Annotated in this window: 15 protein-coding genes; 7 read left to right on the top strand and 8 right to left on the bottom strand. The window is 51.8% G+C overall.

Annotated elements, in window-relative coordinates:
- The first annotated feature begins 104 nt into the window (after positions 1–104).
- A complete protein-coding gene (locus Pan161_RS24300) occupies positions 105–467 on the top strand; it encodes a hypothetical protein (RefSeq protein ID WP_145231330.1) in 363 nt (120 codons plus the stop codon).
- 955 nt (positions 468–1,422) lie between these two features.
- Here the strand turns inward: Pan161_RS24300 and Pan161_RS24295 are convergent.
- On the bottom strand, positions 1,423–1,602 hold the full coding sequence (locus Pan161_RS24295) for a hypothetical protein (RefSeq protein WP_145231329.1): 180 nt from the start codon (positions 1,600–1,602) through the stop codon (positions 1,423–1,425).
- A gap of 141 nt (positions 1,603–1,743) precedes the next feature.
- Here Pan161_RS24295 and folP point away from each other — a divergent pair, with 141 nt between their 5' ends.
- Together folP and Pan161_RS24285 are read left to right on the top strand one after the other, a co-directional pair.
- Positions 1,744–2,553, top strand: a complete 810-nt coding sequence (folP, locus tag Pan161_RS24290) for a dihydropteroate synthase (protein ID WP_232103461.1) — start codon at positions 1,744–1,746, stop codon at positions 2,551–2,553.
- A 33-nt stretch (positions 2,554–2,586) separates the two neighbouring features.
- Entirely contained in the window at positions 2,587–3,270 is a 684-nt protein-coding gene (locus tag Pan161_RS24285; RefSeq protein ID WP_145231328.1) for an SGNH/GDSL hydrolase family protein, read from the top strand.
- Positions 3,271–3,297: 27 nt separating this feature from the next.
- Here the strand turns inward: Pan161_RS24285 and Pan161_RS24280 are convergent, their stop codons facing one another.
- Complete coding sequence (locus Pan161_RS24280) at positions 3,298–4,260, bottom strand: carbohydrate kinase family protein (protein WP_145231327.1); 963 nt, start codon at positions 4,258–4,260, stop codon at positions 3,298–3,300.
- Positions 4,261–4,338: 78 nt separating this feature from the next.
- Entirely contained in the window at positions 4,339–4,929 is a 591-nt protein-coding gene (locus Pan161_RS24275; protein WP_145231326.1) for a DUF2062 domain-containing protein, read from the bottom strand.
- Positions 4,930–5,451: 522 nt separating this feature from the next.
- Between Pan161_RS24275 and Pan161_RS24270 the strand changes: the two genes are divergently transcribed.
- The 4 genes from Pan161_RS24270 to Pan161_RS24255 all read left to right on the top strand — a co-directional run bounded on the left by Pan161_RS24270 (position 5,452) and on the right by Pan161_RS24255 (position 10,275).
- Positions 5,452–5,823 carry an STAS domain-containing protein gene (locus tag Pan161_RS24270; protein WP_145231325.1) on the top strand — a complete coding sequence of 124 codons (372 nt, stop codon included), beginning with the start codon at positions 5,452–5,454 and terminating at the stop codon, positions 5,821–5,823.
- 35 nt (positions 5,824–5,858) lie between these two features.
- Positions 5,859–6,665: a biotin--[acetyl-CoA-carboxylase] ligase gene (locus Pan161_RS24265; RefSeq protein ID WP_197995498.1), complete on the top strand. Its 807-nt coding sequence runs from the start codon at positions 5,859–5,861 to the stop codon at positions 6,663–6,665.
- Between the two features lie 15 nt (positions 6,666–6,680).
- Positions 6,681–7,685 carry a D-2-hydroxyacid dehydrogenase gene (locus tag Pan161_RS24260; RefSeq protein ID WP_145231323.1) on the top strand — a complete coding sequence of 335 codons (1,005 nt, stop codon included), beginning with the start codon at positions 6,681–6,683 and terminating at the stop codon, positions 7,683–7,685.
- 1,720 nt (positions 7,686–9,405) lie between these two features.
- A complete protein-coding gene (locus Pan161_RS24255; protein WP_145231322.1) occupies positions 9,406–10,275 on the top strand; it encodes an aminoglycoside phosphotransferase family protein in 870 nt (289 codons plus the stop codon).
- Between the two features lie 21 nt (positions 10,276–10,296).
- On the opposite strand, the gene Pan161_RS24250 is transcribed toward Pan161_RS24255, so the two are convergent.
- The 5 genes from Pan161_RS24250 to Pan161_RS24230 all read right to left on the bottom strand — a co-directional run bounded on the left by Pan161_RS24250 (position 10,297) and on the right by Pan161_RS24230 (position 14,363).
- Positions 10,297–10,740 (bottom strand): hypothetical protein, encoded by a 444-nt coding sequence (locus Pan161_RS24250; RefSeq protein WP_145231321.1) that lies wholly within the window; start codon positions 10,738–10,740, stop codon positions 10,297–10,299.
- Positions 10,741–10,859: 119 nt separating this feature from the next.
- Positions 10,860–11,186 carry a DUF6959 family protein gene (locus tag Pan161_RS24245; RefSeq protein ID WP_145231320.1) on the bottom strand — a complete coding sequence of 109 codons (327 nt, stop codon included), beginning with the start codon at positions 11,184–11,186 and terminating at the stop codon, positions 10,860–10,862.
- A gap of 4 nt (positions 11,187–11,190) precedes the next feature.
- Positions 11,191–11,979, bottom strand: coding sequence for a hypothetical protein (locus Pan161_RS24240; protein WP_145231319.1), 789 nt, complete (start codon positions 11,977–11,979; stop codon positions 11,191–11,193).
- On the bottom strand, positions 11,979–12,599 hold the full coding sequence (locus Pan161_RS24235; protein ID WP_145231318.1) for a hypothetical protein: 621 nt from the start codon (positions 12,597–12,599) through the stop codon (positions 11,979–11,981). The genes Pan161_RS24240 and Pan161_RS24235 overlap by 1 nt, the downstream gene beginning before the upstream one ends.
- Before the next feature lie 480 nt (positions 12,600–13,079).
- The gene (locus Pan161_RS24230; protein WP_232103459.1) at positions 13,080–14,363 is read right to left on the bottom strand and encodes a hypothetical protein; all 1,284 of its coding nucleotides are present in this window, start codon (positions 14,361–14,363) and stop codon (positions 13,080–13,082) included.
- Positions 14,364–14,564: the final 201 nt, after the last annotated feature.

The raw sequence follows: 14,564 nt of genomic DNA, 5'->3' as shown, positions 1-14,564 counted from the left end.
CGATTTTCTACCCAAAGCGGTAAGACAGAGGTCCTGTTATGTCGGTCGTGTCGGCAAAGCGAATTCCATAACATTGGTTTCGTGTCTCTGTCGATAACAACAGCATGATAGATTTCGAACAGGAACAGATGCTGGAAAACCCCGAGTGGTGTCTCGTTTTAAGGCACTACAGTCAAATGCAGGTTCAGGTCAAAGAACAGGATCCTGAATCAGACGGCTGGATTATCCGCCAGAATGAAGTGGAGGGAGTTGCTGTCGAACATCTGCCCCGAATTCATGGCAAGTTAATTGCCTTTGATCTTCTCAAATTTCAGCTGGCAGGAAGAGATGCCGGCGTCTTTTATAAAGTCACCAACGCAGGCAATAAGATGCTCCCCAGGCTGGAGAAAAAACTCCGAAAGCTGGCTGCAGGGCAAGACGCTGATCATGCAAGTGAGATCGACCAGGACTACGCAAAGTCTGCCTGATCCGCAAGAATGCTACCGCGTATTGCATTTTGCTAAAGCGACCCTGGTTCTATCATGTGTGGTCCGAATGGCCTGGGAACAATGATCGTAAGCCTGGAATACAGGTTGTAAATAAATAAACGGCCCCGATTGCTTAAAGCAATGGGGCCGTCTGTATTCATCGTTGCTCCGAAAGGAGTTCACTCCGCATTAGGCTTTCTTAGGAGCTGGTGCGGGAGCTTTCTTTGGAGGAGCTGGTGCTTCTTCTACCTTGGGAGCTGAATGACCTGGTGTTGCAGGAGCACAGCTTGAGCAAGGAGAGGGAGCACAGCTTGGTGCTGGTGCACAGCAGGTTGGTGCGGGAGCACAAGTAGGAGCTGGTGCACAGCAACGTACGCGTGCTGGCTTGCAGCAACGAACGCGTACTGGCTTGCAGCAACGTTCTTTCTTAGGCTTGCAGCAACGTACGCGAACTGGCTTGCAGCATTTTACGCGCTCTGGTTTGCAGCAACGGTTACGGAAACCAAAGGCTTCAGCGTCTGAAACGCTGAAAGAAGCGGCGATCATTGTCAGTGCAGCGATCATAGAAAGTGTGACAGTTTTTCGAATCATGGTGTACTCCTCAGATTCAATAAATAAAAAAGTGGTTCCACTTCGCTGAAAGATGGGTCACTACTTCACCCCCCGGCGATGTCCCCAAGTCTACGCACTTAGGGAAAACAGGTCTGTTTTTCTGGTTTGGTAAGATTTGCCGGTTACGGCAAATACGCTGATTACAATACCAGAACGAAATGCGATGTCAAAGTAAAGACAACACTAAAAATAAAGTTTCTCTAAAAATCCTTTATTTCCTGAAGTCTCAATTACCACCTGTTTTTACTTGATTTTCAAACGGTGTTGACTACACCTCAATCGCCCAGACCTGAGGACTCTGTTTGAAGCATAGGTTATAAATTTGCCCTGTGATAAAGTTTGATCATTGTTCTTCAAATAGCACGCTGTACAGGTCTTCCTGGGGCTTCTTACTGCTAATTTCCTTGCAACCCGCATTCCCGGTTAGTAAAACCAATACATGATCCAGCTCTGTTTCTGGCTGGGAAATTCTTTCAGCAAAACGCGCCTGTTTCACTGACTGAAATTTCTGTGCACCGTTCATCCTGACTGATATCTTCAGCCGGTTAATTAAACCACAACACGCTATTGAGTAGATCGCATTGTGAATATACTTTCTCCAGATTCCCCACCCCGTCAATCCGAATCGCAGCGAATCTGGAAGTGTGTTTCTGAAACTCTGCTTTTGGGACAGTTACCACTTCTGATGGGTATTTTGAATGTCACACCAGACAGTTTCTCTGATGGGGGGGAAGCAACAGAATTAAAATCCGCTATCAGCAAAGGGTTACAACTGGTTGAAGACGGTGCCGACATTCTGGATATCGGCGGAGAATCCACGAGACCTGGCGCCCCTCCGGTCCCTTTAGAGGAAGAGCTTCGTCGAGTGATCCCCGTGATTGAAGCACTCTCTGCGCGCACGACTACTCCCATTTCGATTGATACTACCAAAGCAGAAGTCGCGCGACAGGCGCTGCAGGCCGGTGCGATTATTATCAATGATATTACGGGACTGACTTTTGATCCTGCGATGGTCCCTCTGGCTGCCGAATCAAAAGCGGGTGTGGTTTGTATGCACATCCAGGGGACGCCGCAAACGATGCAAGAGAATCCCGAGTACGAAGATGTGGTTGCTGATCTAAAAAGCTGGTTTCAACTGCGGATTCAGGCACTCTTCGATGCCGGTGTAGAGCCGGAGCGGATTGTCCTCGATCCCGGCGTTGGCTTCGGCAAAACAGCTGATCACAATCTGCAGATTCTTTCGCAGATTTCGTCTTTTCAAGCACTCGGCTTTCCCGTGTTGATCGGGCACTCCCGCAAGCGTTTTTTATCAAAACTGCTCGGTCGCTCGCTCGAAGAGCGACTGGCTGGTACCATCGGGGTCTCGGTGGCTCTCGCTGGTCAGGGGGTCGAAATCTTAAGGCTGCACGATATCGCCGCCAACCGGGATGCCATCGCTGCCTGGCAGGCAGTGACTTCCCGATGCACAACATAATTCAATCAGAGTATTTAATTATAAGGAATCGATATGAATCTGAATCTCTTCGCGCGGCCATTGGTACTCGCGCTGGTCACACTTCTTACGATCAGTAGCTCTGCAGCTGAAAAATCGGAACACAATTTCCAACGCTGGGAAAAGTCGATCTCCCAGTTTGAAAAGCAGGATCAGGAGCAGGGAGTCAAACCAGGGGGCCTCCTGTTTGTCGGCAGCTCCAGCATCCGCATGTGGGATCTGGATAAATATTTCCCCGATCAACCTGTGCTCAACCGCGGTTTTGGTGGTTCAGAAATTGTGGATTCCACTCATTTCGCTGATCGAATTATCATCAAACATGAACCGAAAGTGATCTTCTTATATGCTGGCGATAACGACCTCGCTCGCAAGAAAACGGCGGAACAAGTCGCCAGCGATTTTAAAAAATTTGTTGCAAAAGTCCATAAAAGTCTGCCGGAAACCCGCATTGTCTTCATTGCAATCAAGCCCAGCCTCAGTCGCTGGAAACTGGCCGATACCATTCGGCAGGCCAACAAACTCATCGCAGCACAGTGCGCAAAAAGCGATTTGCTCGAATTCGCCGATGTCTGGGAACCCATGCTGGGTGAAGATGGAAAACCGCGACCGGAACTGTTCAAATCGGATGGTCTGCATATGGAACACGCAGGCTACCTGATCTGGAAAAAAGCCGTACAGCCTTATATGGATCAGAAATAACCAATCCGCTTCACAACAGACTGCAGGTCAGATCGTTCTGACTTGCAGGTCATGTGCCCCGACAAACTCATCCAGTTCCCCCCGGGTGAAAATTCCCGCCGTCGCGCCCGTTGCCCGTACACAGCTGTGGCCCAAAGCCGACCCAAATTTCAGGCAGTCTTCCGGACTTGCTCCTTCGAGCAAACCATGAATGAAGCCTGCGACAAACGCATCACCACTTCCCGTTCCGTCGACGAGGTTGACCGGGTAAATTTCAGACTGAATCGTCCGCTCGGCGTCCAGCAGGATACTTCCTTCGCCACCACACGTGATAATCACATGCTTGGCACCTGCTTTGCGGAACGCGCGTGCCTGTTCGAGTGGATCAGACTCACCTGTAATTAACTCACCCTCGTCATTATTAGGCAGAAAATAGTCACTATAAGGCAGCACCGGCTCCAGCATTTTCCAGTAGTCTGCCGGTTTGGGAGTCACCACATCCAGTACCGTCGTTACACCTGCCTCTTTCGCCATCCGAAACATTTTCGCTACATTTTCCGGTGACAGCTCTTCGGACAGACAGTACCCCCCCAGATACAGGATGCGGCTCGACTCAATCTGCTCCCGTGTGACCGTTTCCCCTGTAAACAGGGCATTCGCTGCGACGGAATGAATGAAACGGCGATCTTCCCCCTGAACATTAATCACAAAGGAACCGCTGGTCGGCAACTGGTCAGACTTCATCAGGTAATCGCAGTGCACGCCCGATTGAATCAGGCTTTCTTCCACATAACGGCCGAAGACATCCTGCCCGACGATTCCCGCAATCGCCACCTGCCTGTCGAGTCGGGCCAGATCAGAAGCCACGTTCGAGGCACAGCCGCCAATCGTCAGTTCCATCTGATCAGTCAGCACCAGCTCTCCCGGTCGGGGAAGATGATCGATGGCTTTGCACACATGGTCTGCAACAATGATGCCCGCACACAAACAGTCATACCGGGGAGACGACATTCGATAACCTTTTTTCTCGATACACTCAGATTTTTCACGAACTGATTATTATGCGAGAGTGCAGGGAGAGATCAACACCTAACTGGAATGTAGATGCACAGATTTTAAGTTCTGCCCCGGGTCCGCTGTCTGAGAGGGAAGTACGGTCTGAGTTTCCGGATCGTCAGGGTTGTCGGTCGGTTTCTGCTTTCTGAAATGCATCAACAGCCTGAGCATGATCGGGTACGTCATCAGCGAGAAAAAAGTAGCCACGATCAGCGATCCGATGATCAGGGGAGAGCCGACTTCCAGCAACAGCTGCTTCACCGTTTCACACCAGCCGCTGAATCCTTCAAATTCCAGGATCCGCGCGAAATCTTTCTGTGTCATCGATCCGCCTACATAATAGGTCCCGATTTTATAGTCGAACCAGTAGATCGGCACGATCGTCAGCGGATTCGAAATATAGACGGTAATCAGGGAAGCAACCTGATTAAATTTGAAGAGGGGACGGGTCACAAAAGCCACGCAGACCACAATCAGCATTTGAATACCAACCGTAGGGGTCAACGCGATAAACATCCCGATGGCCGTCCCCAATGCAATGGAGTGGGCACTGTCGTCCAGCATTAAAATCGAACGCAGAAGCATTCGCGGGCTGTATTTCCAGGCTGGTTTCGGTGATGACATATCGCTATTTCAACAGGCTTGATCTGTGAGCCTGATCCAGCCTGCGTCCAGTCTGGAAAAGGGGCTTAGTTTTACTTAATCAGTGTTATAGGATTATTTTATCGGCTGAAACCGGGCAAAATTCCGCTACTTTATGGAATGTTCGTCTGGTGCAGTCGTATTTCGGACAGTGGCTGTGACAGTCAGTCCGGTTATACGATTTAGCAGCAGTCTCCCCGGAACGGTTCATTTAAAATAAACAATCGACCTCTATTCTAGTTAAGCAATTTCTACTAAGGCAACTGTTATTGCCAGTCCAATATCTAACCGCGGCAAACTCCTGTGGCAGAAAAACGAGCCTTAACATCTGTCTGTTATAGACTTTGTACACTTTGTTGGAAACAGTATGTTTTTTTGAGCCAGAGCCTGAAATTTCAATTCAGGTTGGTTATGCTCTGTTTTAGGAATGGGTAGTGTTTTTCACAGCCTGTTCTTTTTTGACGTTTTCAGCTGATACTGATTAGTACGCAAATGGGATTAATAATGGTAGATAATCTGGAAATATTCGAGGTCGAAGTATCTGCGCCCAATCTGGTTGTCGTTCCCCTGGGATCCACACTGCAGTTTTTGTACAGCAATGTTCAGACCGAATCCAATAAGGTCTTAAGGCTCTTCGATACACCAGAAATCAAGAATGTGATTATTGATCTCTCCAGAGTCGATTATCTCGATTCCATCATCATCGGCTCCATCATCCGTCTCCTGCAGCGTGCCAGACAGACCGGCGGCCAGGCCGTCTTCTGTAATGCCTGCGAAAATATGCAGAACATCCTCAAATGTATCAAAGTCGGCAGCCTCTGGCCTCTGTTCGAGACCCGGGAAGAAGCCATCACTGCCATCACTTCGAATTCATAGTCTTCCATTTCCTTCCTGATAATAATGAGCCTGGAATGCTGCCGTTCACAGCCGACGACCTGAAAGCAATCCAGACCGAAACATTTATCGAGCATCTGGACTACTTTGAAAGCCTGGCCTCCACCAACTCCTGGGCTCTCAGTACACATTGTATCTCTGCAGGATCTGCAGCCGGTCGCGAAACCAGCCATCCCAGCCTGGTTCTGACCGGAAATCAGACCGCCGGCCGCGGGAGAGGCAGCAATTCCTGGTGGTCGCCCGAAGGGGGACTCACCTTCTCCCTCGTCGTCGATACCCGGCTCCTGCAGATCCAGCTTGAACAACAGCCCCTCATCGCGCTCGCCACCGGCCTTGCCGTTTGTGAAACCCTTGAAAAACACCTGCCCGACTACACGCTGCAGCTCAAGTGGCCCAACGATGTCTATCTGCAGCAGAAAAAAGTCGCCGGCATTCTCGTCGAAATCGCAGCCAGCCAACCCGGTCTCGTTGTTATCGGCGTCGGCGTGAATCTCAATAACTCCTTCCTCTCCGCTGAAGCAGAACTCCAGTCGCTGGGTACCTCACTTTATGAAACGACCGGCCAGAAATACTCACTCGCCAACACCCTCATCGACCTGATCAATGGCATCGAAAACCGCCTCTACGATGTTCCAGGCGAAACCAGTTCCTTCATGGCCGACTGGCGTCGCTACTGCCTGCTCACCGGCCGTCCCCTTCGTATCAATACCGGACTCGAAGTCAAACAGGGAACCTGTCTCGAAATCGACGACCAGGGCTTCCTCATTCTACAGACCGCAACCGGCATCGAACGCATCATCAGTGGCACCATCGAACATTTCTGATTAAAATAATCTGTTATGAAAAAACTACTCATCTATCCCGCCATTGATGACGCGCGCCTCGCGCGAATTCAACAAGTCTCTAACCAGCTCACAGTCTGTAACGCCCGCGATCTCTCGCAGGCCTTAACCGAAATCAAAGATGCCGACGCCTTCTTCGGCAAGATCACTCCCCCACTGTTGGCCGCTGCGGAACAACTCCAGTGGATTCAGTCCCCTACCGCCAGCCTCGAACATTATGTCTTCCCCGAACTGGTCACACATCCCTGCCAGCTCACCAATATGCGCGGACTGTTTTACGATGTCATCGCCGACCACGTGCTCGGCTTCGTACTCTGTTTCGCCCGCAATCTGCATCGCTACATCCGTCAGCAGTATGAAGCAGACTGGCAGCCCATCGGCGGAACCGCCGGCAAACCCGATTTCGTCACCGGACCCGGACAGGTCAGCGAAGTCGATCGCAGTCATCTGCATCTCTCCGACTGTACCCTCGGCGTCGTGGGTGTCGGCTCCATCGGCGCGGAAGTCTGTCACCGCGCCGCCGCCTTCGGCATGACCGTCTACGCCGTCGATCCCCTCACCCGCGAAGTCCCCGGCGTTGTCGATGACGTCTGGGACATCGATCGTCTGCCCGACCTCTTGGCCATCAGCGATTTCGTCGTCATCGCTGCCCCGCACACACCCCAGACCGAAAAACTGTTCCGCGCCAAACAGTTTCGCCAGATGAAGTCCTCCGCGTATCTGATCAACATCGGCCGCGGCGCCATTGTCGATCTGCAGGACCTCACCACTGCCCTGGAACAGGGAGACATCGCCGGCGCTGCCCTCGACGTCTTCGAGATCGAACCGCTGCCCTCCAGTCACCCGCTCTGGCAGATGCCGAATGTGATCATTACCCCCCACATCGCCGCCGCCTCGCCCCGCGTCCCCGAACGTCACCTCGAAACCCTCCTGGAAAACATCCGCTGCTTCCTCAATGGGCAGCCCTTCCTCACCCTCGCCGACAAAAGTCTCTGGTTCTGAAAGTTCAGTTGTGAAAAACATCGACTGATTTTCCGCGCACCACACATGCATTTCACTGCTCAACTTCCCCTTGACGCCGCCGCGCCACGGGCGAATATGCGTTGGTCTGAGTCGCGCGCGTGCCCAGTTTACAGAGCACTGAAACACGCGACACTTGTTCGTCATCTTCACCATAAAACAGACCCTTTTTTCCAGATATTCAGTTTGCATAACTTCACATATTCCGGATGTATGCCTGCGGGTCGCCGCACTTCGCGGTCTTTCACCCCGGCACCGCCACTGCTCACACCAGCATCGGTTCCCTATCAACAAACATCGCCACCCGATTCTGTTCATCCCTCCTTGACACCCCCGCGCCTCTGCAGAGAATAATCCGGCCAGCAACGAACACAGACTGATCCCGATTTCAGCATTCGTACAAGACTCATCAGTCAATAATTGAAGGAAACAATCCATCACTCTACCTCGTTCCCCATTCTATAAAGTCACATGAAACGTTCGTGTCGTTTCGTGCTTTTCGTGGTAGCAAAAATCAGAACCAGTCCAACCAGAAAAATTCCGTGTGGCACAGTTGGCTTGTCCAACTGTGCTGGTAAGACAATGACAATTCACGTATCGAGAAGCATTATAAATGAGATGCATCCCACTCCCGCAGATGAAAATCACGAACCACTAAACACAGTCAATGGGTAAGCCTCCACGAGAAAAAAAATCAGCCGCAGGGCGTTAGCCCCGGTTAAGTCCCAACCTGCAGAAACCGCAGCAATTACCGTATGGCTAATGGTGAAAGACGGGTAGCCCCGGATGTAATCCGGGGTTGTCGCAGACAACAGGAAACTGTCAGGGCAGACAGGCAATTCAGAGTAACAAAACCGACCTCCTTCGTAGGGGCGCGACCCAAGTATCCGCCCACCTGGCGAGTATCACACCAGTATCAAGCTACAACGGAAACCAATGAAACGTTCGAACTGAATTATTCTACCACGAAAAACACGAAATGACACGAAAGTGAAAGTGGGTGAGCCCGGATGCAATCCGGGCCGAGCGCAGCGAGCAGGAGGTCGCAGCTGTCGGTTTCGTTTCAGATCCGAGCATCCTATACTTTCCCGACACGGCCGGACGAGCCGGACCGTGGGACACGTGAGATAAACCCAATTAGCCACCGTTCTTTCCAAAATGTCCGTTAACCGCGGCTAACGCCGTACGGCTAATGGTGAAATAACGGATGGCCCTGGATGCAATCCGGGGTTGTCGCAGACAACAGGAAACTGTCAGAGAAATCTTATAATCAGGTTTCAGGTAAAAACCTACCCCCTGGTGTAGAGTCGACCCCCCACGTATCCGTCCGCCTGGCGATTATCGAACCAGTATCACTCAACATCGGAAACCAGTGACACATGCAATCGTGTTTTTACTACCACGAAAAACACGAAATGACACGAATGCAAACAAGGGGTAAGCAAAAAAGAAATGGGTGAGCCCGGATGCAATCCGGGCCGAGCGCGGCGAGCAGGAGGTCGCAGCTCCCGCGTCCAATCAATACCAGTTCGTCTCATCCGTAAGTCAGACCCAATTAGCCCCGGTTGTTACTCAATCCGTATTAACCACAAATTCCTGCATTGTTTGCGAACTCCACTCAACCAAAGAGTTAAACATTGTTAAGCTGTCTCCTGAATGACTTCAGGAAACGCATTTCAATTCTACGAAAGCCTCCTCCCACGTGAACCAACCCCGCGCTGAAATTCAAATCGGCATCCAGACATTCCAGCGACTGCTGTCAGCTCAGTTTCCTGCACTGGCCGATCTACCAATTACGCTCGTTGATGAAGGCTGGGACAACATCACTTTTCTGCTCGGTACCGAATACGCGGTCCGTCTCCCCCGCCGCGAACTGGCCGTCAAACTGCTTCTGCACGAACAGCTCTGGCTGCCGGTTTTAGCGGACCGTCTGCCGCTCGAAATCCCCGTACCGATTCATTTCGGCCAGCCGGACACCGAGTTCCCCTGGCCGTGGAGCATCGTCCACTGGATTCCCGGCACCACCGCCGACGCGCATGATTTCAGTGCCGCCGATGTTCGTCTTCTGACCGCAACATTACAGGCCCTGCATCAGCCCGCGTCGTCCGATGCCCCTGAAAATCCCTTTCGTGGCATACCGCTGCACACCCGCCACCAGGGAGTCACACAACGACTCGCGCGGCAGCGGAATCATCCCGAAGTGGATGCCCCCCGGCTGGCAGCACTCTGGGAAGAACTCTGCTCTATACCTGCCAGTACCGATCGCGTCTGGTTGCACGGCGACCTGCATCCCCGCAATATCATTATCCGGGACGGCACTCTGGTCGGCATCATCGACTGGGGCGATCTGAACGGAGGCGACGCCGCCACCGATCTGGCCTGCGCCTGGCTGCTCCTTGATACAGCAGTCAAACGGCAGAAATTCTTTACCCTCTACAACGCCGAACCAGCGCAGATCAGACGCGCCCAGGGCTGGGCTCTGCACATGGGGCTGACCTTGCTCGACAGCAATGAACCCCGCCACGTCCCCCTGGGATTAGCCACACTCAAACGTGTCCTGGAAGATGCGTGAACCAAATCCTCAAGCAGATAACTACCGAAACAACAGCATCCGCCGCCAGTTGTCGCCAATCTGTTTGGCTTTCGTGATTATTTCCATATCGGGCATCGTTCCTTTTATCAGTGTTGATTCCCGCTGAGTGATGGTTGTCAGGTCCTCAGTGAATGCATACAGCACAATTTCAAACCGCACGGAGTTCACGGCCCATTCCGGGCAGGCTGTCATTGATTGAAAATAGTCCGACAGAGCCTTCTGGTTTGTTTCGGGAATCCAGTCTGTCACACAGGCGATGCCCCACCACTCATCAATACGAAACGCAGCGGTCCGGGCTCCGGTGATCGTGACGATTTGATCAACCATCACGCCCAGTAGGCTTCCATTACTGGCATGCCCGTATGGCAGAAACATCTCAGGGCGAGATCGCACAAATTCAACATGGTCGGGGAGTGGTTGTAAGTCAGATTCAGAATAGTTCACGGTATAATCTTCCTTGATGAAAAAATTTCATTCACCGAAGTGGAATGACGACAACCAGACCCTTTGTGGTTTTTCGCGAATTTTCGTGCTTTTCGTGGTAGATAAAACAGACACCAGTTTCACGCGTCTTCATCCTCATCATCAAAAACCTCCAGCGGTGGCTGGGGCTGCAGTCCCCGTGAAAATGGTAACTCACATTCGTGCTCAACTAAGACGGCTTCATAATTCTGCAATCGGTACCAGAGCCGTTCTCTCAGCATCTCAAGCTCGGCCTTGGCTTCTTCCAGATCACCACGATCGATTTCTCGCCGCACCGCATCTGCTGCATGGCACAGACTCGTCAGAGAATCTCCCTGAATCAGCGAGCCGGGAAAGTGACGCCCCGGATGCCGCATAATGGCAAAGTTAGACTGGTCCGAGTAGATCTCTACAGCTTCATTTCGCATGTAATCACTCCGTCCCCTGTAACGTTTTGAACTCCCAATACTGTTGACGATCTTCAGGTCCTGGTTCCGGCTTTTCGTATGCTTCTACATCCTCGGCGGAGACATGGTCTTTATAGCAATCGCGTTCAATCACACGAGTCTCTCCCGGCTGGATCTCACCAACGGGCAGATAAACGCCTCCATTGATTTTGCCTCGAATCCCAATCGAAAGATAGGGGAGCACCATCTCCGAACCATTATGAACTTCGAACTGAAGATCGCCGCTGGCGGCAATGCCCACTACGCGCCAGCGAAATTGGCTGCGGGCATCCACGATCGCCTGTTCCTGCTCTGAGAAAGGTGCGGGACCCTCTGCGATCAGCCGCCATTCTTTTTTCTTGAACTGCTTTCGCGTGGCAGTACACTTTTTTCTCAACCATTCATCAAAGCCGTCCGCCGTCTGTCGCAGCCCCTGTCGGTACCGCCACTCAAAGATCGGAGACTCTTTCCCATCCACCAGCAGTGACTCTTTAAAGTAAACCCAGCCCATCCCCGCTTTGCCAATATTCAACAGCGGTTCTCCCGCTTCCGATTCCGCGTCCTGCGGAACGGCGTAGATCTGCACGACGTAATGACTCCCTTTCCGATACAGCCGCGCGTTGCCGAACTGAATCACGAAGTTTTTGTACGAAGGGGGAACGGGGATTTCCGTCGTTTCCACCAGTTTTCGTTTTTCAGGCGGCAGCGGGCCATCGACAAGGTGAAACTTGTTGGTGTTGATCGACGCCATCTCTTCGACAAGCCACTCAAACATCAGTGCTGCTCCAGTGTTGGTAACCAGGCCCGCATGGATTTCGGCCCCCGCACGAGGGCCCAGTCAGAGATCGTTTCGGCCAGCGAATGGATCGACAGCGCGCCGGCCGTCTTGCTGCTGCCGAATTCAATATGGGAACACAGCGACAATAACACCTCACCCACCCCTGATTCCAGGATGAGCGATAACGAATCTGCATCGAGTTTTTGTACATCCTGTTCCGGCATCTCAATGCGCAAGCCAATTTCATCGAATTCGGGCGAAGACTTGAGAGGCACAAACCGCCAGTCACTGATCGAGAGACGCTCTTTGCCATTAATGGAAAACGAAAATCCACGGGGCGGTTTCAAAGCCAGAACCCGCCAGCCCGGAATCTGCGGCGCCCGTTGCACCAGCGTCCCGATCAGTTCAAAACGCAAGAGATCCCCGTGAGCAGTAATTATCAGTTCGCGATCACAGTTTTCAGTCATGTTTGACACTTCAGCGGTAATTCCACTGTCAACATTCGCCAGTTGTTCTGCCAGTTCGTCTATGATTTCCAGCGAAGGTTGTTCTAAAAGCCATTTCGACTGACTCTCAAACCACAACCAGAATTCGTCCATCTTTTCCTGTTGTGTCATCAAAGTACGTCCCCTGTCCACTCATTCTCGTTTCGTATTATTTGCGATAATAAATACAATACTCCAGGATGTGAACCTCATGCAATCCTCACCAGACAGATGTCATACGGGAGTGCACACTTTGGTTGATTAGCTCGAAGTTGTTGATCTGGTTCGAATGTCTCACCTGACAGTTTCCTGTTATCTGCGACAACCCCGGATTGCATCAGGGGCCATCCGTTATTTCACCATTAGCCGTACGGCGTTAGCCGCGGTTAACGGACATTTCGGAAAGAACTGTGGCTATCTGGATTCACCTCACGGGTGCCACGGTCCGGCTCGTCCGACCGTGTCGTGAAAGTATAGACTGCTCAGATCTGAAACGAATCCAGCAGCTGCGACCTCCTGCTCGCTTCGCTCGGCCCGAATTGCATTCAGGCTTACCCCTTGTCGTGTTTCGTGTCATTTCGTACTTTTCGTGGTAGAAAAAAATCACTGTTTTTAAAACAACCCGCGTTTACGGGTTTTCCAGTACGCGGCTAGATGATAGACCACGCCGCAACTGGAGGTCTGTTCGTAGTCCATCCGCAGGATGATTTTTTCCAGGTCCTGTTTTTGTACCTCGGTAATCGACAGGTCGGTTACCATCAGCGGCACGAGTGAGAGCTCCCCCGCTTCGCGAATCGCATGCCACACGCGTCGGTAGGCGCCCCACTGTGGATTGCGATACTCGCCTTGCGTGGTCCATTTTTCTGCTTCACGCCAGTCGGGTCCCAGCATGGTCAGATCCAGGTCATACAGGGCTTTGCGGGCATGACTGATTTTGGAGAGTGCCTTTTCCGCCGTCTGTTTCATCAACCCGTGCAGGTCGGCTTTGAGTTCAGGATCCTGTTCCAGCTGATGCAGCAACTCGAACGAACATTGCATCTGCACATACACGTAAGCCGAATGATGTTCGTCCGGTTTCATCGACTGGCTCTGTCGAATCGCCGGCGTCAGGTAGTGGCGGTACTGTTTCCGATACTTTTCCTTCCCCGTCACATCCCAGGCCGCCGCGTAGATCATGGGCAGCCGCGCTGCTTCGTGAGGACGCACGTTCCACATCCGACAGATGCCCAGCAGGCAGCGTTTTCCGTCCGCCCGGAGAAAATCATAGTTCGTCTCCGCCGTCACATTGGCAATCATCCGGTCGGCGACCGCAGACAGGATTGCGCGGATCTCCTGTTTCGTTTCCTCATTGCAGAGCGGGCTGTGATAATACCTCCACAAGCCGTGCACACAATGTGTGTATTGATCACGGGACGAGTTGATATAGACGCTTTTCCCATCTTCCACACAGACCGCGCGGGCAATGAAACCGGGGACGCCATGCGCGGTCGCGCAGAGCTTGATGCCTTGAAACACGTTGTCGATATCGGTTTGCAGTTTTTCATTCCCGGTGACGTCGTACATGTCGACAATGGTACTCAGCATGGCACCCCCCAGGATCATGCCGTCTTCCATCCCGGTGCTGTATCCACACGGATTGGGAAACTGCCGCTGGACTTCTGCCGCCGTCGGCAGATGTCCGAGTTCCTTGCCCGGTTCATAGCTGCTGAGATAATCATAAAACAGATGCGTCTCAGGTCGATAAAACCGCGTCCAGGTCACCTGCCACGCCTGCTCAGCCTGCAGTTTCAATAATTCATTTTGATCGGGCTTGGCGCCACTCACCGACAGACTGCAAGAACAGAGCAGAATGAAATAATAGAGTGTCGAAAATTTTCTGATTCGAAATTTATTCATAAGTTCGATTTCAATGTCTCTCAATATCCATGTTTGATTCATCTGAATAAGTGATTCAATGACAGGCTGAATCTTCATGCTACTCTGTGCAGATCCCGGTCACCAGAACTCGTTCGTGTCATTTCGTATTTTTCGTGGTAGAAAAAACAGGCCCCGATATGATAGCATAATTAACGTTCTTAATTTACCATGTAAGACAGC

The sequence above is a fragment of the Gimesia algae genome (assembly GCF_007746795.1).
GTDB lineage: Bacteria > Planctomycetota > Planctomycetia > Planctomycetales > Planctomycetaceae > Gimesia > Gimesia algae.
Note: the sequence above shows the minus strand (reverse complement) of the source record. Positions and strands in the feature narration are given on the sequence as shown.